The sequence below is a fragment of the Actinopolymorpha singaporensis genome (genome assembly GCF_900104745.1).
Classification (GTDB): domain Bacteria; phylum Actinomycetota; class Actinomycetes; order Propionibacteriales; family Actinopolymorphaceae; genus Actinopolymorpha; species Actinopolymorpha singaporensis.
Genome location: NZ_LT629732.1, coordinates 3,828,469 through 3,850,853, shown reverse-complemented (window position 1 = coordinate 3,850,853; position 22,385 = coordinate 3,828,469). Strand labels below are relative to the sequence as shown.

General features: G+C 72.1%; 16 protein-coding genes and 1 pseudogene. 5 read left to right on the top strand and 12 right to left on the bottom strand.

Translation table 11 applies throughout. The annotated features are described in order from the left end of the window. Positions 1-6: 6 nt before the first annotated feature. Entirely contained in the window at positions 7-483 is a 477-nt protein-coding gene (locus tag BLU27_RS17455) for a MarR family winged helix-turn-helix transcriptional regulator (protein ID WP_157728617.1), read from the bottom strand. Between the two features lie 240 nt (positions 484-723). Between BLU27_RS17455 and BLU27_RS30540 the strand changes: the two genes are divergently transcribed. Next, positions 724-2,598 (top strand): ABC transporter ATP-binding protein, encoded by a 1,875-nt coding sequence (locus BLU27_RS30540; protein WP_241827487.1) that lies wholly within the window; start codon positions 724-726, stop codon positions 2,596-2,598. Positions 2,599-2,777: 179 nt separating this feature from the next. Here the strand turns inward: BLU27_RS30540 and BLU27_RS17445 are convergent. The 8 genes and pseudogenes from BLU27_RS17445 to BLU27_RS17410 form a co-directional block, all read right to left on the bottom strand. Beyond that, a pseudogene (locus BLU27_RS17445) lies at positions 2,778-5,048 on the bottom strand (polysaccharide lyase 8 family protein); the annotation flags it as partial. Between the two features lie 78 nt (positions 5,049-5,126). Beyond that, complete coding sequence (locus BLU27_RS17440) at positions 5,127-5,948, bottom strand: class I SAM-dependent methyltransferase (protein ID WP_092654740.1); 822 nt, start codon at positions 5,946-5,948, stop codon at positions 5,127-5,129. A gap of 4 nt (positions 5,949-5,952) precedes the next feature. Next, positions 5,953-6,744, bottom strand: coding sequence for a TrmH family RNA methyltransferase (locus tag BLU27_RS17435; protein WP_092654739.1), 792 nt, complete (start codon positions 6,742-6,744; stop codon positions 5,953-5,955). Between the two features lie 112 nt (positions 6,745-6,856). Beyond that, a complete protein-coding gene (locus BLU27_RS17430; protein WP_092654738.1) occupies positions 6,857-7,876 on the bottom strand; it encodes a Gfo/Idh/MocA family protein in 1,020 nt (339 codons plus the stop codon). Next, the gene (locus BLU27_RS17425) at positions 7,873-8,895 is read right to left on the bottom strand and encodes a Gfo/Idh/MocA family protein (RefSeq protein ID WP_172804979.1); all 1,023 of its coding nucleotides are present in this window, start codon (positions 8,893-8,895) and stop codon (positions 7,873-7,875) included. Before BLU27_RS17425 ends, BLU27_RS17430 begins: the two co-directional genes overlap by 4 nt. A 148-nt stretch (positions 8,896-9,043) precedes the next feature. Next, positions 9,044-9,952: a Gfo/Idh/MocA family protein gene (locus BLU27_RS17420; RefSeq protein WP_092654736.1), complete on the bottom strand. Its 909-nt coding sequence runs from the start codon at positions 9,950-9,952 to the stop codon at positions 9,044-9,046. Positions 9,953-10,071: 119 nt separating this feature from the next. Then, positions 10,072-12,435, bottom strand: coding sequence for a HelD family protein (locus BLU27_RS17415; RefSeq protein WP_172804978.1), 2,364 nt, complete (start codon positions 12,433-12,435; stop codon positions 10,072-10,074). Between the two features lie 343 nt (positions 12,436-12,778). Beyond that, the gene (locus BLU27_RS17410) at positions 12,779-13,633 is read right to left on the bottom strand and encodes a DMT family transporter (RefSeq protein ID WP_197681475.1); all 855 of its coding nucleotides are present in this window, start codon (positions 13,631-13,633) and stop codon (positions 12,779-12,781) included. Positions 13,634-13,779: 146 nt separating this feature from the next. Between BLU27_RS17410 and BLU27_RS17405 the strand changes: the two genes are divergently transcribed. Then, on the top strand, positions 13,780-15,009 hold the full coding sequence (locus tag BLU27_RS17405) for a GNAT family N-acetyltransferase (RefSeq protein WP_092654734.1): 1,230 nt from the start codon (positions 13,780-13,782) through the stop codon (positions 15,007-15,009). Positions 15,010-15,035: 26 nt separating this feature from the next. On the opposite strand, the gene BLU27_RS17400 is transcribed toward BLU27_RS17405, so the two are convergent. Beyond that, complete coding sequence (locus BLU27_RS17400) at positions 15,036-15,500, bottom strand: ribose-5-phosphate isomerase (protein WP_092654733.1); 465 nt, start codon at positions 15,498-15,500, stop codon at positions 15,036-15,038. Positions 15,501-15,535: 35 nt separating this feature from the next. Next, entirely contained in the window at positions 15,536-16,711 is a 1,176-nt protein-coding gene (locus BLU27_RS17395; protein WP_092654732.1) for an ROK family transcriptional regulator, read from the bottom strand. A gap of 217 nt (positions 16,712-16,928) precedes the next feature. Here BLU27_RS17395 and BLU27_RS17390 point away from each other — a divergent pair, with 217 nt between their 5' ends. The 3 genes from BLU27_RS17390 to BLU27_RS17380 all read left to right on the top strand — a co-directional run bounded on the left by BLU27_RS17390 (position 16,929) and on the right by BLU27_RS17380 (position 21,202). Next, a complete protein-coding gene (locus tag BLU27_RS17390) occupies positions 16,929-18,188 on the top strand; it encodes an MFS transporter (protein ID WP_172804977.1) in 1,260 nt (419 codons plus the stop codon). Next, entirely contained in the window at positions 18,185-19,867 is a 1,683-nt protein-coding gene (locus tag BLU27_RS17385) for a beta-N-acetylhexosaminidase (protein ID WP_092654730.1), read from the top strand. The genes BLU27_RS17390 and BLU27_RS17385 overlap by 4 nt, the downstream gene beginning before the upstream one ends. Positions 19,868-19,939: 72 nt before the next feature. Then, the gene (locus tag BLU27_RS17380) at positions 19,940-21,202 is read left to right on the top strand and encodes an MFS transporter (RefSeq protein WP_197681474.1); all 1,263 of its coding nucleotides are present in this window, start codon (positions 19,940-19,942) and stop codon (positions 21,200-21,202) included. A gap of 461 nt (positions 21,203-21,663) precedes the next feature. On the opposite strand, the gene BLU27_RS17375 is transcribed toward BLU27_RS17380, so the two are convergent. Next, on the bottom strand, positions 21,664-22,293 hold the full coding sequence (locus BLU27_RS17375) for a mycothiol-dependent nitroreductase Rv2466c family protein (RefSeq protein WP_092654729.1): 630 nt from the start codon (positions 22,291-22,293) through the stop codon (positions 21,664-21,666). Positions 22,294-22,385 lie beyond the last annotated feature (92 nt).

Genomic DNA, 22,385 nt, shown 5'->3' with positions numbered 1-22,385 from the left:
CCGGACCTAGTGGTTACCGGCCGTGGCCGGGCGGTCGGCACAGCCGTCGCCCTCGGCCAGCCGGGCCAGCAGCCTGAGCAGGTCGGCACGCTCGTCGGCGTCCAGGCGTTCGACCATCGCGACCATGGCGTCGCGCCGGCTGCGCCGGATGCGGGCCAGAACTTGCCCGCCAGCGGAGGTCAGGCCCACGAGGGTTGCCCGGCGGTCGTCGGGATCCGGCTTCCTCGCCACCAGCCCGGCCTCCTCCAGGTCGTCCACGACCGAGGTCGCCGAGCGGGGCACGATGCCCAGCTGGTTGGCGAGTTCGCTGATCCGCAGCGGTTTTCCGGCATGCCCCAGGATCCGCAGCACCCGCATCTGCCCCTGGGTGACCTCGACGCCGAGCGCCTCCAGCGAGCCGCGGCCGGCCCGGCGCTGCCGGCGTACCAGCCCCTCGAGCAGCGCCGCGATCTGCTCGGCTGTGTCGTCCGCCGGGGCGTCCACTGGGTCATCGGCTGAGTGGGCCGCAGGGTCGGCCGGCGGGCTGTCCGGTGCGTGCACGGTTGCCACCCTATCCGGAATCCTCATCTTGTGAGATTACCTCATAGTGAGTTAACCTCCCTAAATCTCGGGCTCCCCGCCGAGCAACGGCCGAGCCCCGACCGCGTTTCCCACCGAGTTCCCCACGAGTCCCCCACCCGAAGGGCTTCTATGTCGATGAACCGAGGCGGCGGAGGAGCCGCCATGCGGTCCTTCATGAAGGACACCTCAGTACGCGGGCACAGGCTCGCTCCCGGCACGATCGGCCGGATTCTCGCGTTCGGCCGCCCCTACCGCGGCCTGCTGACGGTCTTCCTGTTCCTCGTCGCCGTCGACGCGACCGTCGGCGCCGTCACTCCCCTGCTCTTCCGCGCGATCATCGACCGGGGCATCACTCCGGGCCGTACCGACGTCGTGGTGTCCCTGGCCGGCGTGGTCGCGCTCCTCGCCCTGCTGTCCGCGGCGGCGACGCTGGCCCAGCGGTGGTTCTCCGCCCGGATCGGCGAGGGCCTCGTCTTCGACCTGCGCACCGCGGTGTTCGACCACGTGCAGGGCATGCCGGTCGCGTTCTTCAGCCGTACGCAGACCGGGGCGCTCATCCAGCGTCTCAACGGCGACGTGCTCGGCGCCCAGCAGGCGTTCACCTCCACGCTGTCCAACGTGGTGAGCAACCTGCTCAGCGTGGTGCTGGTGCTCGCGGCGATGCTCGCGATGTCGTGGCAGATCACCCTGCTGGCCCTGGTGCTGCTGCCGTTGTTCGTACTCCCGGCCCGGATGATGGCCCCCAGGCTGCGCGCGGCGACCGCCGAGAGCTACCGGCTCAACGCCACCATGGCCCAGACGATGACCGAGCGGTTCAACGTCGCGGGCGCCATGCTGGCCAAGCTGTTCGGCCGTCCGCAGGACTCCTCCCGCGACTTCGCCGGCAAGGCCGCCCGGGTCCGCGACATCGGGGTCACCACCGCGACGTACGCCGGAATCTTCCGGGTCTCGCTCACCCTCGTCGCCGCCCTCGCGGTGGCCCTCGTCTACGGGCTGGGCGGTGTGTTCGCCGTCGAGGGCGCGCTCGGCATCGGCACGGTGGTCGCGCTCACCGCCTACCTCACCCGGCTGTACGGGCCGCTCACCTCGCTGTCCAACCTGCAGGTCGACGTGATGACGACGCTGGTCAGCTTCGAGCGGGTGCTCGAGGTGCTCGACCTGCCACCGATGGTCGCCGACCGCCCGGACGGGAAGGACCTGCCGGTCGACGTCGAACCCACGCTGGAGTTCGACCACGTGTCGTTCCGCTATCCCTCCGCGGCGGAGGTCTCCCTCGCCTCGCTGGAGTCGGTGGCCACGCTGTCCCGGCAGGCCGGTGAGGAGGTGCTGCGCGACGTGAGCTTCGAGGTCGCGCCGGGCCGGATGGTCGCCGTGGTCGGCCCGTCCGGCGCGGGCAAGACGACGCTCGCCTCGCTGGTGTCCCGGCTGTACGACGTGACCGGCGGCGCGGTCCGCGTCGGAGGCCACGACGTGCGCTCGGTCACCCAGCAGTCGCTCCGGTCGGTGATCGGCGTGGTCACCCAGGACTCGCACATGTACCACGACACCATCCGAGCCAACCTGCTCCTGGCCCGCCCGAACGCAACCGAGGCCGACCTGTGGGCGGCCCTCGACGCCGCCCGGATCGGCCCCCTGGTGGCAGGTCTGCCCGACGGGCTGGACACCGTCGTCGGTGACCGGGGCTATCGCCTGTCCGGCGGCGAACGCCAGCGGCTCGCCATCGCCCGGCTGCTGCTGAAGGCACCGTCGATCGTCATCCTTGACGAGGCAACCGCGCACCTCGACTCCGAGTCCGAGGCCGCGGTGCAGGCCGCGCTGGCCACCGCCCTGACCGGGCGTACGTCTCTGGTGATCGCGCACCGGCTGTCCACCGTCCGGGACGCCGACGAGATCCTGGTGCTCGACGAGGGTCAGGTACGCGAACGCGGAACGCACGAGCGGTTGCTGGCGGCCGGCGGACTGTACGCCGAGCTGTACCGAACGCAGTTCGCGCGCCAGGACGGCGAGGGGGAACTCGCCGCGGTGCCCACGTCCTGAGGCCTGTGCTGCGGATCCGGCGCCAGGCGGAACTTCGCGGTGAACGACTTTCCCCTTGCGGCGTCGACATCCACCGCCAGCCTGATCGTCGGACTCAGCCGGGTCACCGTGATGCGGGGATCGCCGGACATGACGGACAGGGCCTGCCGGTCGATCTCGAGGTCGATGATCCCGGTGTTCTCCATGGTCGGGTCGTTGACCGCGATCTCGAACGTGTCGCCGGCCACCTCCCTCGTCATCACCGACGCCCGCTTGTCGCTGGTCATGTCGCCCGCCGTGGTGGCCCTGTCGGTCCAGAAGTTGTAGCCGGTGACTCCCAGGGTGTTCTCGCGTACGGCGTGCACCGCGGCGGAGTTCGCGAGCACGGCGATGTCCGGGTTCTTCGCGTACTCACGGGTCTGTGCCGGAGTCCGGTTCGGCAACAGCACGTAGCTGTAGGTTGCGGCCGTGGGATCGACGCCGTGGTCCATGGTGAGCGTCATGAAGTGACTGGTGTACGCCGGACCGCCGCTGCCGTTGGCGGACAGGTCCGACCAACTGCCGGTTCGGGTGTCCCGCAGGCCGTCCACCGTGGCTCCGCCCGGGAAGTAGTAGCCGATGGAGTCGGGGCCGTGGTTCCCGCCGAGGTTGATCCAGCTGAAGTCCGTGAGTTCGCGTGACCAGCCGGGCGTGGTCGGCTCGGCCTCTCCGTCCACGGTCAGCTGGTTGGTCCCGTCCGCGTTCAGCTTGCGGTTCTCCACCACCGTCTCGACCCGACGGCCGGCCGGGGAGGTCGTCTTGATGTCCGAGCCCAGCGCGACGACCTCGTCGTCGAACATGAACCACGACTTCCGCGCGCTCAGCGAACCGCCGAGCGCCCCGCCGACCGGACGCAGGTGGAGGCCGGAGGCACCGTAGTCACCCAGGACGCTTCCTCCCGACCACGAGTTGGTCGGCCTCCCTTCGCCGTCACCGTTCTGCGGGTGCCCCTCGGGGTTGCCGCGGAAGCGGGGCCGGACCTCCGTGGTGGTGCCGGGCAGCCGCGTCATGTCGACGGTCGGCCAGAAGTTTCCGGAGTACTGCCCGAGGTCGTCGTTGTAGAGGTACGTCATGCCGTCGCCGGTGTACCAGCCCTTGGCGTTCTCGTCGTTCATCTGTTCGTAGTTCTGTACCCGCTTGGAGCTCTTGGCGATCGCGAACGCGAAACCCCTTGCACGGTGGACGGTCCGGTCCATGGTGTTGTACGCGAAGTGGCCGATCGGCTCCGGTCGCGGCGTGACGGCCGGGTCGGCCATGATCTCCTTCACGGTCGCCATCACGAACAGCGAGATCCGCGGATCGCCCGAGGCGTAGAAGTTCCGGTAGGTGTCCGCACCCACCCAGGACTTGATCATCGCCTTCAACTTCCCGGCCTGCCCGGGTGGGGCGACGGTCGCGATCGTGGCGAGGTTGGCGATGACGGCGTGCCCGGCGACGTGATCCTGTTCGATCTCCCGTCCGATCGCGCGACCGCGCACCAGATCCATCCCGGCGCCCTTGTAAACAAGGGGTTCGTAACCGTTGCGGATGGTGGCGTAGAACTTCCCGGCATCCTGCGCGGTGAGGTCCCACGGCGATCCGCTCAGCAGACGGACGATGTTCGACAGGCTGTTGAGATATTCCTTGCCGTACGACAGGTTGTACGCCACGGCGACGTGGTCGAGGTAGGAGCCGTCCTCGTGGAAACCGGCCCCGCTGGTCGTGTAGTCCAGCAACGGCGGAACGAGGTTTCGTACGCGGGTGATGCGATCGCCGCTCTTCTGCAGGACGCCGCTCACCAGTTGGTGGACGAGTACGTCGGTGGCGTTTGCTCCTCGCCACTTCTCGATGTCGGACGGTACGAAGTGGTCGAGCGCGGCGGTGTAGTTGTGGAGCCGAGCCGGGCTCAGGTCGTCGTAGAGCATCACCGTGATGTCCTTGAGCCGGTTGGGAATTCCGATGTACCACTCCCACCAGTTGCCGCGCGCCACGGTCGCGTCGTTGTACCAGTGGGCGTTCACCCAGTCGAGGGCGGTGACGATGTCGTCCCGCAGGGTGCCGTCGCCGTGCAGGGGCGAACCCCTCGTGGAGTAGGCCAGCGTCATCGCACGGAGCCGGACGTAGGTCGCGTCGATCGCCCGGCCGTTCGTACTGACGTCGGCGAGGTCGCTCCAGACGTAGGTCTGCGGAGCGGTGTTCATCGTCTTCCACAAGCCCCGCGCCGTCCGGGTGACGGAGTTGAGCCGGCGCGCGATGTCCTGGTCCCCGGTGTCCAGGTCCGGCCCGCCGTCCAGAGAGTCCTTCCAGCGTTGCCGCAGGGTGTCGAACGAGTCCAAGGGGCCGGAGGAGCCTGGCGGGCCGGACGGGCCGGACGGGCCCGACGAGCCGTCGCCGTCGCCGGAGGAGTACGGGGGAATGCCCAGTCCCAGCAGAGAAAGCAGCAGAACCACCATCAGACCGTAACGTGGAGCGTTTCTCCTCATGCGTGCTCCCCGTGTCGGCCGCGGAGTGGTGGGACGGGACGAATACGCCTAGACCCGGACCGCGCGGAGGGCGATGGTGACGAGCGGAACGTCGAACTCGCCGGTGGAGGTCTCCGGCCGGGCCCGCAGGTAGCCGCGGACGCGGGCCAGCACCTGCGTCCGGTCCACCTCGTCCATCACCAGGATCCGCGAGTGCGTGCCGAGCATCCCGACCACCTGCTCGCTGGTCCGGCGTTCGTGGAACCCGAACTCCGCGCTCGCCTGGTCGGCGAACGCCACGTGCTCGAACAGCTCCTGCCGCATGGGCGACTCGCGGGTCTCGCGTACCGAACCGAGCGCCTGTGCCGCCGCGTTCAGCCCGGCCACCCAGGCGACACCGTCGTCGTGCAGGTTCCACAACGCCGCGAGCACGCCGCCCGGGCGCAGCACCCGGGCGATCTCCGCCAGCGCGCGGTCCCGGTCGAACCAGTGGAAGGCCTGGCCGACCACCACCGCGTCGAACGCGCCGTCGGGCGCGGGGATCTCCTCCGCCGTCCCGGTGAACGCGGGTACGTCCGGCAGCCGCCGGGACAGCTCGGTCAGCATCGCGGCGTCGGGCTCGACCGCGACCGCCTCCATGCCGAGGCCGCGGATCACCTCGGTCAGTTTGCCGGTCCCCGCCGCGAGATCCAGGACGCGTACGACGTCGTCCCCGGCGACGGGTTCGAGTGCCCAGCGCACGGCTGCCTCCGGATAGCTCGGCCGGAAGGCCGCGTACGCGGCGGCACTCGCGCCGAACGACTCCGCACGCCGTTCGCGCTCGGTCGGGTCGGCCGAGCCGAGGTAGTCCCTGGACGCCGTCGGCCGCGACCCGTTGGATTCGGGGGGCATCGGTTCAGGCCCTCCCCTTCGTCGGCCGGAGCGTGGTCAGCCCGCGGCGGACGAGTTCGAACGACACCACGGCAGCCGCACTGGCGACGTTCAGCGACTCCACGTCCCCCGGCATCGGGATCCGCACCCAGGTGCCGACGTACGGCCGGATCGCCGGGCTCACCCCCGCGGTCTCGCTGCCCAGGACGAACGCGGCGAACGGCGGCACCTCCGCGTCGAACACCGTCTCCGGCGCGTCGGCGGCCAACCCGAACACCGCGTATCCCGCCTCCACCAGCCGCTCGACCGCGTCCTGCGCTGTCTCCGCCCGCAGTACCGGCGCCCGGAACGCCACGCCTGCGGAGGCCTTCACCACCAGCGGGTCGATGCCGGCCACGCCGTGGTGGGGTACGACGACGCCGGACAGCCCCGCCGCGGTGGCCGAGCGCAGGATCATCCCGACGTTCGACGGCGTGGTGATCCCGTCGAGCACGAGCACCGTGGGCGGCCGCTCGTGGTGGCGTACGTCGAGCGCGCCGGCGAGGGTCCGCATCCGCGGCGCCACCACGTCGGCAAGTACGCCGTTGTCGTGGCGCCCGTTACCGGACAGCAGGGTGATCCGGTGGGCCGGCTCCCGGCGTACCGGCACTCCCCTGGCGCCGGCGGCGGCGACGATCTCGCGCACCGACGGGCCGCGTGACCCCTCCGCCACCAGCACCTTGTCGATCTGCAGCGCCTCGTCGGCGAGCGCGGCCAGCACCGGCCGGAAGCCGTACACGGTCACGAACCGGTCCTTGGGCGACACCTCTTCCCGCACGCCGCCAGTCTTCCACCGCGCGGTTGGCGTCCGGGACGGCCCACCACGTGACACGGCGACCGGCCCCTCTGCGCGAGGGGTCGGTCGCCGTTCCGCGTACCTACGTGAGGCCCTACACCTCCAGCGGCAGCTTCACCGGCTGGCCGGTCTCCGCCGACTTGTACGCCGCGAACGCGATCTCGGTCGCGCGGTAGCCGTCCCAGCCGTTCGGGTGCGGAGCGGTGCCCTCCCGGATACCCGACACGAACGCCTCGACCAGGCCGGCGTCGGCGTTGCCGCCCCACGGCGTCCACGACACGCTCTGCGGACCTTCCCGGCCCGGGCCGTCGTAGTAGGAGTTGAAGGTCTGGGCGAACGCGTCCGCCGAGGCGACGCCCTCCTCCCCCACCAGCTGCATGGTGACCGCGCCCCAGGTCGGGTAGGACCGCGGCCGGCTCCAGCTGCAGTCGATGGTGGCGACGGTGCCGTCGGCGAAGGTCACCGCGATCGTGCCGGCGGTCTCCACCGGCAGGTCGGGGTAGAGGATCCTGTTGTGCTGCGCGTAGACCTCGACGGCCTCGGAGCCGAGCATCCAGCGGAGCAGGTCGGCCACGTGAACGGTGTGGTCCATCACCGCACCGCCGCCGGCGAGCTTGGGGTCGACGAACCACCCGCCGGGCATCGTGCCCGGGTTGGTGCCGGCCACCGCGTGGATGCGGCCGAGCCCGCCGGACCGGACGATCTGCTCCAGCCCGGCGATCGGCTCGGCGAACCGCACCGGGAACGCCGTCATCAGGTGCACGCCGGCCGCGTCGCAGGCGTCGATCATCGCCTTGCCGTCGGCCAGCGAGGTCGCCAGCGGCTTCTCGCACAGCACGTGCGCGCCCGCCGCGGCGGCCTTCTCCACCAGCGCCCGGTGCCCGGCGTTCTCGCTGCAGACCACCACGCCGTCCGGGCCCCACTCGAGCAGCTCGTCGTAGGAGGTGGTGAACGGAATGCCGAGCCGGTCCGCGAGCGGCTTGCCGCGCTCGGCGTTCTCGTCGGCGGCGCGCAACTCGACGCCCGGGATGCCGGCCAGCACGGACGCGTAGCCCGCGCCGTGCAGGTGCGCGAAGGACAGGATCCCGATCTTGACTGGGGTCGTGTTGGTCATGCCGACGCCACCTCCGCGGCCACTGGTGCGCTTCCTTCGTACGGGGTGGAGCTGACCGGCAGCTCGACGGCCTGCCCGGTCTGCGCCGAGGTGACCGCGGCGAGCGCGACGGCCAGGGCGGCGCGCCCGTCGTGGGCGGTCACCCGAGGTTGCGGGCCACCTTCGATGGCGGCGCGGAACTCCGCCAGCTCCCGGGTGAACGAGGAGCCGAAGCTGGATCCGGCGGGAGCTGCCAGCGTCCCCGGAATGGTCTGGACCACCGGCCGCTGGTCGGAGGCGTAGTCGATCATCCCGTCACTGCCGGCGAGCTCGTAGCTGGTCCGGAACGAGCCGCCCTGCCTGGCCCACGAGGCGGTCAGGTGGGAGATCGTGCCGCCGACGTGGGTGAGGATGGCGTACGCGTGGGTGGGGCCGTTCTGCGGTCCTGCGGGCCGCATCAACTTGGCGTACACACGTACGACGTCACCGGCGAGCCACCGGGCGAAGTCGATGTCGTGGATCATCACGTCGCCGATGATCCCGGCGGAGCGGGCCATGTCGTGGTACCAGCCCTGCGGGTTGGGCATGCCGCCCTCGCGGGTGAACCGCATGACGGCGGGCCGGCCGATCCGCCCCGAGGCCACCGCCGCCTGCGCCGAGGCGTACTCGGGCATGAACCGCACCACCTGCGCTGTGAACAACGGCACGCCGGCCTGCTCCGACGCCGAGATCAGCTCGTCCGCCTCCTCGAGCGTCCGGGCCAGCGGCTTCTCGCAGATCACCGGCTTGCCCGCCCGCAGCGCGGCCAGCGCCAGCGCTGCGTGCGTGTCGGTCGGTGTGCACACGTCCACGACGTCGACCGAACGCAGCAACGACGCGAGGTCGGGGTGCACCTGCAGGCCGAGGTCCTCCTGCGCGACCGCTCTGGACTCGGGCAGCTCGTCGAAGCCGTGGAGTTCGGCCCCCAGCTCCCGCCAACCACTGATGTGCACCCGCCCGATGCCGCCGAGACCGACGACGCCCACTCTGGAGACCTTCACCTGAAGCAAACCCTTCCTTAGCCCGATCTCACCAGATCTGGTGCAGACCATATGCCTATCGGGCCGACCTCAGGAATGGAAGGGTTGTCCGATGCGCGGACTGGCCGATGGCGAACGCCGTGGCGCGAGCAGAGGCCGGCGAAGTGTGCTAGGCGAGTACGTCGGCCAGGTGGACCCTCGCTCCACCGGCCGCCGCGGACAGCTCACCCGCCCGCAGGACGGCGAGAATCTCCAGCGTCTCGGTCGGCGGCACCGGAGGCACTCCGGTACGCACCATCTCGACCACGGCCCGCAACTGCCCGGTGTAGTAGGCGTCGGCGTCCTCGATCGCAATGGTGTGCCGGCCCTTGCGGGCGTGCAGAGTGAGATGAAAACCACAGGTCGCGTCGCGTAGAACCTGCACGACGGCGCTCGGCCCACCGGGCCGGTAGCCGAGCACCGCCACGTCCCGCTCCGGCCAACTGGTCCGCTGCACCCACTGCACGCCCGGCCCGAGGACGGCGTACACCTGCTCGACCGCGTGCACGCCGTAGTGGAACCACTCGCCCGGCCCCACGCTCACCACCGATGAAGGCTCGCCGAGGTCGGCGACGTACGCCGCGTCCTCGGCGAGCTCCCGGGCGTACCGCAGCGCCGACGAACTCGTCACCGGGACGCCCCGCTCGGCGGCGAGCCGGAACAACGTCCGCGCCTCGGCGACGTCCTGGGTCATCGGCTTGTCGAGGAACGCCGGCACGCCGGCCGCCACGAACGCCCGGGCCTGCGGCACGTGGTGCCGGCCGTGCCCCGCGTCGTCGACGACGAGCACCAGGTCGGTCTGGCGCAGGAGTTCGGTCGGCTCGCCGAGCACCCGGTCGATGCCGTACGTCGCGGCGAGGGTGCGGGCGTCCGGCTGGTCCGCACGCACCTGCCCGCCCCACACCCAGGTGATGCGGGCGCCGGGGACGGCGGCCTGTTCGTTCAGGATCCGGGCGTACGCGCCGGCGTGGGAGGTGTCGACGCCGAGCAGGCCGATCCGCAGGTTGTGGCCCGCCTCACCAGACACTGCACCGCTCATCCGCCGGCACCCCTCCACCCGATGTCCAACCGAAGTCCAACCGAACGTCCGTCCCGAACGTCCATCCGAACGTCCATCCGAACGTACGTACGCCGTGACCAAGGAGGCACTGTACGTCGTCAGCGCGTTGCGTGCTCGCCCCCACGTCCCCCGATCACGCCCGCGGGCGCAGCCAGGCGGGTCAGCACGTCCGGTAGCGGCCCGGTCGTGACCACGCCGAGCCGGAGGGTCGCCCGGGTGAGCGCGACGTACAGGTCGCCCGCACCATGTCCCCCGGGCCGCACGGATCCGCCGGCCGCGAGGATCGCCGCCGGGTCGACCACGACCACCGAGTCGAACTCCAGCCCCTTCGCCTGCGCCACGCTGAGCAGCGCCACCCGGGCGTCGAGGACCGCCGGGCTGCCGCCGAGCGCGACGTCGGTACGGGCCCGGCGCAGCTGCCGGCCGAGGTCGGCGAACCGGGACTCCGGCACGATCACAGCCAGCCGGCCGGCGCTTGCCTCGGTGCTCGTCGCGGTGCTCGCCGCGGTGCTGGCCTCGGCATCCAGCGCTGCGAGCTCACGGTCCAGCGCAGCGGACAGCGCCGGGCCGAGATCGGTCTCCTCGACGGGCCGCCACCAGGGCTCGCCTCCGTCGCGGACCGAGCGGGGCGGGGCCGCCTGCGGGTCGATGGTGGCGAGTACGTCGGCGGCGAGCGCCATGATCGACGCCGGCGTGCGGTAGTTGACGGTCAGGCGTTCGCGGCGCCAGCGTCCCCGCGCCCACAGGTCGAGCGCCTCCGCCCAGGAATCCGGAGCACCGGGCGCGCTTGCCTGGGCCAGATCGCCGACCAGGGTCATCGACCGCGCCGGGCACCGCCGCATCAGCAGCCGCCACGCCATCGCCGGCAGCTCCTGCGCCTCGTCGACGATCACGTGGCCGTACACCCACGCCCGGTCGGCCAGCGCACCCTCGGTCACCGGCCCGCCGGCCTCGCCTCCGCGGTAGCGCCGGACCACGCCTTCGGCCAGCGGGTCGACGTCGTCGGAGGTGAAGTCGTCGGCGAACTGCTCGTACTCCTGCTGGAGCTCGACTCCGGCCCGGGCGTAGCCGGTCTCCTCGGACACCTCCCCCGCCTCCCGCCGCTCGGCCTGCGCCGCGGCGTGCACGGTGCGGTCGAGCTCGCCGAGGTGTTCGGCGGCCTCGTCCAGCAGCGGTACGTCGGCCGGGGTCCACCGCTGGGTGGCCGGCGGGCCGGGTCTCAGCAACGCCGCCCGCTCGGCCGCGGTGAGTGCGGGCGCGGCGGAGGCGAGCAGGTCGGCCGAGCTGTAGAGGTCGGCGAGCAGTTCGGTCGGGGTCAGCTCGGGCCACAGGCTGTCGATCGCCGCCCGTACCTCGGGCGACCTTGCCAGCTCCGCGCGGACGTCCTCCACGTCGGCGTCACCGAGCAGGTCGGCACCGAGCCGGTCGACGGCCTGCCGGGTGAGCGAGCCGAGAACGTCGCGGACGAAGTGCCGGCGGGCGCGGTTGGCGAGTTCGCCGTCGCGGCCGGCGCGGGCCCGAGCACGCTCCCGGGCCCGCTCGCAGGTGACCCGGGAAAGGACGTACGGCTCGCCGTCGACGACCAGCGCCAGGTCGTGCTCGGGGACTCGCTGGCGGTCGCGGACGGCGGCGGCCACCACGTCGGCCATCCGCGGGTCGCCCTTCACCCGCGCGGCGAGCGGCTCGTCCCGCCCGGTCGCGCTCACTCCCGGATACAGCTCACCGAGCGTGGCGAGCACCACGTCGGTCTCGCCCAGCGAGGGCAGCACCTGGTCGATGTAGCGGGTGAACGTGGAGTTCGGCCCGACGATCAGCACGCCGCGCCTGGCCAGCCGTTTCCGGTGGGTGTAGAGGAGGTACGCCGCCCGGTGCAGCGCCACCACCGTCTTGCCGGTGCCGGGTCCGCCCTCCACCACCAGGATCCCGGCGAGGTCGGAACGGATCACCTTGTCCTGCTCGGCCTGGATGGTGGCCACGATCTCGTTCATCCGGCCGGTGCGCCCGGCGGTGAGGGACGCGAGCAGCGCCGCCTCGCCGGACAGCTGCCGGCGCTCGGTGTCGTCCAGGGCCGCCAGGTCGAGGACGTCGTCCTCGATGCCGACCACGGTGCGGCCCCGGGTGCGCAGGTGCCGCCGCCGTCGGACACCGAGCCGACGGGCCGGGGTCGCGCCGTAGAACGCCTGCGCCACCGGTGCCCGCCAGTCGATCAGAAGTGGCTCGTAGTCTTCGTCGAACAAACCGAGCCGGCCGATGTAGAGGCGGGTCTCGTCGTCGTTGTCGAGCCGCCCGAAACACAGTCCGCGCTCGACGGCTCGCAGTTGGGAAAGCCGTTTCGTGTGGAGTTCGTGGTACGACTGGCGTTCGGACATCGCCTGGTCGTTCTGGACATGTTCGCCGCGGTGAACGACACCGAGCCGGTCCTGCGTACGCTGCCGGAGCGCGTCCAGCCGGTCGTACAGCATGCCGACATAGCCTTGTTCGTAAGCGATCTCGGCCGCGACATGACTCCCGGCCGAACTTGACGAGGTCGTGGAATACGGGCTAGAATTCGCGGAGTCGTTTGGTTCGAATTCTTCGGTGGACGCCCTCTTGGCGGACACGGCGGACCTTGAATCGTCGGTCATTTCCCCTGCCGAATCGAAGTGGCGAAAGAAACAGCCCACGCTACCAAGTGTTCCGGCTGTTCCGCCAGACTCGATTTCTTTCCGAAAGCTGCATTGCTTTCTCCTACGCCGAATTCACTGGTTTCGCTGCGCTCTGTGATGTGAGTGTGTTACTGCTCTCGGGTGCTGTCGATGTCGCGCGTCATCCGCCGAGGTTCAGCAGGGCGATCCCGGCCGCGACCACCACGGTCGCCACGGTCCGCCAGCGCCCGAACGGTTCGCGGAAGACCACCGCGCCGATCACCGCGCCGACGATGACGCTGGTCTCCCGAAGCGCCGCCACAGTGGCGAGGGTCCCCCGGCTCTGCGCCCAGAGCACGATGCCGTACGCCACCACCGCGCAGGAGCCCGCGGCCAGCCCGGTGCGCCAGTTCACCCGCAGGTCCGCCAGCAGGGCGGGGCCACGACGGTGTGCCGCCCAGGCGACCAACACGCCACCGTGCAAGAGGAAAAGCCAGGCGGCGTACGCGAACGGCGCCTCCGACGCCCGTACTCCCAGGCCGTCCAGCACCGTGTACGTCGCGATCAGCAGACCGGTGGTGGCGGCCGCGGCCAGCGCGGGGAGCTCGTCCCGGTGCGGCAGCCCGCGGGCGAACACCAGGCAGCCCAGTCCCACCGAGACCACCGCGACACCGGCCAGCCCGACCGCGCCCAGCCGTTCACCGACCACCAGCGCCGCCACGATCGCGACCACCCACGGCGACATGCCGCGCGCCAGCGGGTAGACCTGGTTGAACGCGCCGAGACGGTACGACCGCATCAGCGCCACGTTGTAGAGCACGTGCACGCAAACGGAGGCGCCGAGGTACGGCCAGCTCGCCCGCGGCGGTACGCCCACCCACGGCAGGGCCGCCGCACCGAAGACCACGAACGCCACTGACAGCACCGTCACCGCGACCAGCTTGTCGGCGATCGCGTGCGCGAGCGCGTTCCAGGTGGCGTGCAGGACAGCGGCGAGCAGGACGGCAGCGGCGATCGCCGTGGTGGTGGTGGGCACGAAGGACGAGCCTGCCAGCAGCTGCGGACGGCACCTGCCGGCAGGTCCGGACGGCACCTGCCGGCAGGTCCGGACGGCACCTGCCGGCAGGTCCGGACGGGCAATTGCCTCGCCCACCGTGCCGGCCATCTGGTAGGCAGTGGCCCATGACGATCGAGGTACGCCCGCTCGGCGCCGACGCGTGGCACCAGGCATTCACCATGATGGAGCTGTCGTTCGGGGAGACCTGGCCACAGGACGCGGCGGACGTCGAGCGCGCGAGGTTCGAACCGGACCGCAGCATCGGCGCCTTCGTCGGCGACACGTTGGCCGGGCACGCCGCGATCTACTCGTTCACGATGACCGTGCCCGGTCCACGGTCGCTCGACGTCGCCGGGGTCAGCCTGGTGGGCGTGCTGCCCACCCATCGCCGCCGCGGGGTGCTCACCGCGCTGATGCGTCACCAGCTGCACGACCTGCACGAGTCGGGCCGGGAGCCGGTGGCCGTCCTCACCGCGTCCGAGCCGGCGATCTACGGGCGCTACGGCTACGGCTGCGCGACCCAGTGGGTGTACGCCGAGGTCAACCGCGCGAAGCGGGCGATGCGCCCGGTGCCCGGGTCCGACGAGGTCACCGTGAGGTACGCCGATCCGGAGAAGTCACTGGACGTCTGCGCCGGCGTACGGGACGCGATCGTTCCCACCCGGCCGGGCTACGTCCGGCACAACGAACCCTGGCGACGCGGGGAGATCGCCGACCCCGAGAGCGAGCGCGGCGGTGCGAGCGCGCTGCGCTGCGTCCTGGCCGAACGCGACGGCGAGGTCACCGGGTTCGCGTACTACCGCAGCAAGGCCAACTGGGAGCCGGGCGGGCCGAACGGCACCACCATCGTGCAGCGCGTGCACGCGACCGACACCGCGTCGTACGCCGCGTTGTGGCGGTTCCTGACCGACCAGGACCTGATGAGCAAGACCACCCACCGCAGGCTTTCCCTCGACGACCCGCTCCTGAGCTGGCTGCGGGATCCCCGGGCCGCCATGGTCACCGTCCGGGACGGCATGTGGGCCCGGCTCGTCGACGTCCGCCGGGCGCTGTCGGAGCGGCGCTACACCACGCCGCTCGACGTCGTGCTGGAAGTACGCGACGACCTGTGCCCGTGGAACGCCGGGCGGTGGCACCTCGCCGGTGACGGGTCGGGCGCCTCCTGCGGCCGGGTCGACCGCGAGCCCGACCTCGTCCTCGACGTGGCCGACCTTGGTGCGGCGTACTTCGGCCGTCCGGTGCTGGCTGCGCTCGGTGCCGCGGGCCTGGTCGAGGAACGCACGCCGGGGAGCCTCGCCGCGACCTCGCGGGCGTTCACCTCCGAGGTGCTCCCCCTGCTCGACACCCCCTTCTGAGGGGGCCGGAGCGACGCGGCCCGGGCCTAGGGCTCCGGGACGACCTCGGTGTCCTCGTACTCGCGGAGCATCTCGATCCGGCGGGCGTGCCGGTCCAGCCCGGAAAACCCCGTCCGCAGGAACACCTCGACCATCCGGGTGGCGTCGTCCACCGGGTGCATCCGGGCACCGACGGCGATCACGTTGGCGTCGTTGTGCTCCCGGCCGAGCCGGGCGGTGTCGAGGTTCCACGCCAGTATGGCCCGGACGCCGGCCACCTTGTTGGCGGCGATCTGTTCGCCGTTGCCGGAACCGCCGAGGACGATCCCCAGACTGTCGGGATCGGCGACCACGCCGAGGCCGACCCGCAGGCAGAACGGCGGGTAGTCGTCGTCGGGATCGTAGGTCGCGGGTCCGTGGTCGACGACCTCGTGGCCCTGCTCACCCAGCCAGCCGACCAGGTGCTGTTTGAGTTCGAAGCCCGCGTGGTCCGAGCCGATGTGCACGCGCATGCCTGCGAGTCTGGCAGCCGGACCGGGCCGACACGTCACCTGGTGCCGGTCAGGCCGAACGTCTCGCGGTGCAGGTGGTCCAGCGCGACGAGGACGGCGCCGCGTACCACCGGGTTGCCGGACACGTCGCTGGCGGCGACCTCGGTGGGCAGCGGCAGGCGGTCGGCGAGCCGGCGGGCGACCCGGTCGGCGAGCGCGGGCCCGCCGGCCCGGCCGACCGCGCCGGCGAGCACGACGTATCCGGGGTCGAGGACGGCGCACACGGCTGCCGCGCCGGTGCTGATCCGGTCGGCGAGGTCGTCGAGGAACGCCTCCGCCGCGGTGTCGTGATCCTCGCCCGCGCGGGCCACCGCGCCGCCGACCAGCCCCGCCAGGTCGTCGACCGAGCCGGCGAGCCCGTGCCGCCGGGCGGTCTCGACCACCGCCGCGCCTCCGGCGACCCGTTGGTACGTACCACCGTCGGCCGGCACGTACGACACCTCGCCCGCGCCGCCGGAGGCGCCCCGATGCAGGCGCCCGCCGAGGACCACCGCGACGCCGATCCCGTCGCCCAGGGAGAGCAGCGCGAAGGTGTCCCGGCCCCGGGCGACGCCGAGCCGGTGTTCGGCCAGCCCGACCAGGTTGACCTCGTTCTCCAGCAGCACCCGCGTGCCGAACCGCTCGCGCAGGCCGGGCAGCAGGTTGCCGTGCCAGGTGGGCAGGCTGACGACGAACGCCACGTCACCGGTCACCGGATCCACCAGGCCCGGCGTACCCACGACGACCATCGCGGGCGAGTCGGCTGGCCGCCCGGCATCGGCGAGGGCACCGTCGAGCGCCCGGCAGACCAGCCGGTCCGGGGTGACCCGCGCGTCCTGGGCCACCACGGCGGTGCCGACCGGCTGTCCGGTGAGGTCGGTGACCACCGCGCGGACCTGGTCCGGCCGTACCTCCACGCCCGCGACGTGCGCCCGGTCGGCGACCACGCCGTACAGCCGCGCGTTCGGGCCGCGGCGCTCGGCGCCGGCCTCACCGACCGGCGCGACCAGCCCGGCGGACTCCAGCCGCTGCACCAGGTCGGCGACAGTGGGGCCGGAGAGCCCGGTGAGGGTACGCAGCTGGGTCCGGGTGAGAGGGCCGCGTTCCAGCAGCAGGTCGAACGCCAACCGGTCGTTGATCAGCCGCGCGGTGTGCGGGGAGGCCGTCCGCGGAATGGTTCCACCCCTTTTCATAAGGAACCCTGCCTGTTAATTTCTGTGAAAGCTAGCTCGCGCCCCGGCGCCCGGTCAACCTTCACCCCGGTCGACCCTTCACCCCCAGCACGCTCCCCAGCCGCGTCGTCCTTCGGAGGCCACGTTGTCAGCACGCCCGCGCGGCGCCGGCGGTTCCCTGCCCGTGCAGGACCCGGCCGCCGCGTCCTCCGGTCCCCCGCCGAGGACCCGTCATCCTGTGTCGCTGGCGGTGTTCTTCGCGCTGGTCGGCTTCGTCCCGGCCAACTGGCTGGTCCGCGTCCCGGACGTGAAGGCGCAGGTGGGCGCGTCGGCCGGTGACCTGGGGCTGGCGCTGCTGTGTGGTTCGCTCGGCAGCCTGGCCGCCCTCACCGTTGCCGCCCGGCTCTGCGAACGCTTCGGCACCCGCCGCGTCCTGGTGATCGCCGGTTTCGCCCTGTGCGCGATCCTCGTACTGCCCGGCCTGGCCGGTTCGGTCCGCGCGCTCGGCGCGGCCCTGGCGTTCTTCGGCATGGCGCAGAGCACGTTCAACATCGCGCTCAACAGCACCGCGGTGGAGATCGCCACCGCCAGCGGCAACCCGCTGATGCCCACCCTGCACGGAATCTTCAGCGTCGGCGGACTCGTCGGCGCCGCGCTCGGCGGCCTGCTCGCCGACCATCTCAGCCCGGTGGTGCACCTCGGCCTGACCGCGCTCCTCGGCCTGGTGGTGACCGGGCTGGCCGGTCCCAGCCTGCTGCGGTCCGGGCGGGCGACGGCGAGGACCGCGGCGGCCGGGACCTCCGCCGCCGGCACCGCCGCCGGCACCGCCGGCGCGGAGAGAGCCGCCGAGGCCGACCGGGCCAACGCCTGGCGCCGCGTCCGGTGGATCGTCCTCGCGTTCGGGCTGGTCGCGGCCTGTACGGCGTTCGGCGAGTACGCCTCGAACAACTGGGCCGCCCTCCACCTGCGACAGGACCTCGGCGCCACCGCCGCGGTCGCGGGGTACGGCTACGCCACCTACGCCTGCGCCATCGCCGGCGGCCGGTTCCTCGGCTCCCGGCTGATCCGGCGGCTCGGTGAGACGGCGGTCCTGTCCGGCGGGTTCGCGCTCGCGGCGGTCGGCGTCCTCGTCGCGAGCTGGGCGGGGCACCTGCCCGGTGGCGGCCTGCCGGTGGCGTTCGCCGGTTACGTCGTCCTCGGCCTGGGCCTGGCCAACGTCTACCCGGTCTGCATCAGCCGGGCCGGCGCGCTCGGCGGGCCGCGCGGGGTGAGCCGGATCTCGATGTCGGCGAGCGTCGGAATTCTCAGCCAGGGGCCGCTGATCGGGTTCGTCGCCGACCGGCGCGGGCTGCCGCTGGCGCTGTCCACCGTCGCCGTACTCGCCGTCCTGGCCGCCGGCGTGGCGTTCGCCCTGCGCGGCTGGACCCGCCCCAGAACGCCGACCACGTCCGCCGCATCCACCACGTCCGCCGAGTCGAACGAACGGAGCAAGCCGTGACCGACCGCTACCAGACCCTGCTCCCCCGGCCCGGCTCGGCGACCGCCGTCAACGGCACGTACGAGCTCACCGCCGGCACCGGGGTGGTGGAGACACCGGGCGCGGAGGGCATGTCACAGGTGGTCCGCGAGCTTCTCACCTCGCTGCGGCTGCCGCTGCCCACCGTCGCCCAGGCCGGGCCGGCCGGGGCGGTGACCATCCACCTGGAGCCCACCTCGGGCACCGCGGAGAGCTACCGGCTGCGCGTCCACGAGCGGGGCGTCGACATCGTCGTCGCCACCGTCGACGGGCTGGTCAACGCCATCCACACGCTGCGACAGCTCCTTCCCGACGACACCTGGCGGGCGGCGCCGCGCGCCGGAACCCACTGGGTGGTCGCGTGCGGCGAGGTGACCGACGCGCCCGCGCTGACCTGGCGCGGCGCGATGCTCGACGTGGCCCGGCACTTCTTCCCCAAGCGCACCCTGCTGCGGTACGTCGACCTGCTCGCCATGCACCGCTACAACCGGCTGCATCTTCACCTGACCGACGACCAGGGGTGGCGGATCGAGAGCCGCCGGCATCCCGAGGTGCACCGGGTCGGCAGCCACCGCCCGGCCACCCAGCTCAGCCGGGACCGGAAGGCCGGACGCCACGACGGTACGCCGCACGGCGGCTACTACACCCTCGACGACCTCGCCGAGATCCACGCGTACGCCCAGGAACGCGGCATCACGCTGGTCCCCGAGATCGACCTGCCCGGCCACTCCTCGGCACTGCTCGCGGCCCGGCCCGAGCTGGGCGTCGGCGAACACCGCGTACTCACCGGCTGGGGCATCTCCGCCGGGGTGGTGAAGCCGCTGCCGGCGACAGTGGAGTTCATCGGCGAACTGCTGGACGAGCTGCTGGACGCGGTACCCACGCCATACGTCCACCTCGGCGGGGACGAGTGCGTGATCACCGACTGGGCGAGCGACCCGGAGATCTCGGCGTACCAGAAGGAACTCGGCCTGGCCGCGCCGATCGACCTGCACGGCCACTTCCTGCGCGCGCTCGGCTCGCACCTGAAACGGCGGGCCGCCCGGATGGTGGTGTGGGACGAGGCGTTCGTCACCGGCGGGCTGCTGGACGACTCGATCGTGATGGCCTGGCGCGGCGACTCGGTGGCCCGCAGGGCTGCGCGCGCGGGCTACGACGTGGTGCGTACTCCGGTCTACCCGACGTACCTCAACTACGACCAGTCCGACCTGCCGGAGGAGCCGATGGCGCAGGGCGGGCCGATCACGTTGCCCGAGGTGGCGGCGTTCGAGCCGGTGCCCGCGGCCTGGTCGCCCGCGGAGCGTTCGCGGGTCCTGGGGCTGCAGTTCCAGGCGTGGACGGAGTACATCGCCTCCGAGCGGCACCTGGACTACATGATGTTCCCGCGGGCTGGCGTGCTCGCCGACGTGGCGTGGAACGGCCGGCCGTCGACCGCGGCCGGAGCCGACTCCGGCGGCGCCGACGGCACCGGGGCGCTTGCCGCGCACCTGGGCCGGCTGGCCGCGGCCGGGGTCGAGTACCGCCCGGCGGCCGGCCCGCACCCGTGGCAGGGCGGCGGCACCGGTGACCGGCGCCGCCAGTCCGGTTCGACGATGGGCGCCGAGATCGAGCTGCACGAGCGGATCTCCGAGCACGGCGACGTGGGCACCGCCTCCACCTGATCGACCAGACCGCACCACCCGGGCGCGGACAACCCGTACGCCCCGATCGCACCACCCCGAGGAGTCCCACCCGTGTCACCCCGCCAGCTCCTGACCGGAGGCCGCCACCCGGTCACCCGGCTGTACCCGTTGACGGTGTTCTTCGCCGCCGACGGCGTGCTGTTCGCCAGTTGGATCGTCCGCATCCCCGAGATCAAGAACCAGGTCGGGGCGTCGGCCACGGCGCTCGGGCTGGCCCTGTTGTGCATGACGGTGAGCTCGGCGGCGTCGATGTACTTCGCGGGCGGGCTCTGCGAACGCCTGGGCACCCGCACGGTGCTCGTCGCGTCGTTTCCGCTGGTGTGCGCCGGGCTGGTCACGCCCGCGCTGGCGCGTTCGGTGGTCGCCCTCGGCGCCATCCTGTTCGTGTTCGGTGCGATCTACGGCGTGCTGCTGGTCGCGCTCAACAGCGCTGCGGTGGAGATCGAGTCGACGTCCGGCCGGGCGATCATGTCGCCGATGCACGGCCTGTGGAGCGTCGGCGGGCTGGTCGGCGCGGTGATCGGCGGCCTGCTCGCCGCGCACCTCACCGCCGTCGAGCACTTCGCGGTGGTCGCGGTGGCCGGTGTCCTGGTCGCGGTCGGGTTCGCCCGGCCGATGCTGCTCACCGGCGCCGACCGGCCCGTTCGCTCCGAGGGCACGGCCGCGGCGGCCGCGAAGGAGCACGAGCCGGTACGACGGGCCGCGCGTACGCCGATCAGCCTCGCCGTCGTGCTGCTCGGCGTGGTCGCGTTGTGCACGGCCTACGGCGAGGGAGCCATCGGCGACTGGGTGGCGCTCCACCTGCGGGAGGACCTCGGCGCGGCGGCCGGGGTGGCGGCGTACGGCTTCGGCGTCTACTCGGTGGCGATCGCGACCGGGCGGCTGACCGGCGGCCGGCTGATCGAGCGGCTCGGTGAGACCTGGGTACTCAGCGGCGGAGCGGTGCTCGCCGCCGCCGGCGTCCTCGTCACCGCATGGGCGGGCACCCTCGCGGTGGCCTTCGCCGGGCTGTTGGCGGTCGGGCTGGGCCTGGCGAACATGTTCCCGGTGGCGATCGCCCGGGCCGGCGCGATCGGCGGCCCCCGCGGCGTCGGCCTGGCCTCCACCATCGGCAACACCGGGATGCTGGCCGGGCCGCCGCTGATCGGGTTCCTCGCCGACCAGGTGGGCCTACGGACGGCGTTGAGCACGGTGGCGGTGACGGCCCTGGTCGCGGCGGTCATCGGACTGGTCCAGCGGTCGCTGCGCGTCCGTGGCGACGGCTCGGCCGAGCCCCTGGCGGCCGAGCCCGCCGAGCCCGCCAACCAGGGCTGATGCTCCCAGGCCAACCCCTGGACACATTTCGGTCACGCTGCGTATCTTTTTCGGCGTTTCGACCTCGTAGAGTGACGTAGCCGTGAAATCTTCGTCGGCGTAGGCAGTCGATCTCTTCCCCATCCCGGCTTACCGAAGCCGGTACCACCCCCAGGGGCTGGTACCAGGAGGAGTGCCATGCGCGCGTCGCGCCGCGGAACCGCCCCCGGCGGGCCGGCGCGCCCGGAGGATCCGGAGTGTCGCCCTCGGCCTCGGCCTGCCCGGTACGCCCCCTGCCCGGTACGCCCTGTCCGGTCGGCGGGTGTGGATTCCGTCACGGACCTGAAGGTCGACCTGAGGGTGAAACTTCTGCCCCGGCACAACGCTCCCGGGGCCCTGGCATGCGCTCGGACGCCCAGGGCCCCGGGAGGCTCCAACAAACTCAGCGTAATTCGGTCGAGCCAACTCCAGCTCGGTGGAGCTCAGTCGAAGACCGGCCCCCGGGTGCGGCTGCGCTTCAGCTCGAAGAACCCGTCGGTCCCGGCGACCAGGCGAACGCCGTCCCAGAGCCGGCCGGCGGCCTCACCGCGCGGAATCGGCGAGACGACCGGGCCGAAGAACGCCGAGCCGGCCACGCTGATCACCGGCGTACCGACCTCGTACCCCACCTGGTCCATGCCCTCGGCGTGGCTCTTGCGCAGCGCCTCGTCGTAGTCGGTCGACTCGGCGGCCTCGACCAGGTCGGCCGGAAGTCCGGCGGCCGCCAGCGCCTCCTCGTACGTCGCGCGCTCGCGCGGCTTCTTCTCGTGGTGGAAGCGGGTGCCGAGTTCGGTGTAGAGCCTGCCGAGCACCTCGCTGGGTTCGTTGCCCTCCTGCTCGGCCCGCTGCGCCGCCGCGATCGCGATCCGCACCGGCCCCCAGGAGGTGTCCATGGACTTCTTGTAGTCCTCCGACAGGTCCCGCCCGGAGTTCAGGACGGCCAGGCTCATGACGTGCCAGCGCGTCCGCACCGGCCGTACCTGCTCGACCTCCAGCATCCAGCGCGACGTGATCCACGCCCACGGACAGATCGGGTCGAACCAGAAGTCAGCGGTCTCGCGCTGCTCGGCCATGCGTACTCCTCCTCGTGTTCTGTCGCTCACGGCGTTGCGCCGCTCACGGCGTTCGGCCGGTCGCGGCGTCGCGCCGCTCACGGCGAAGATCG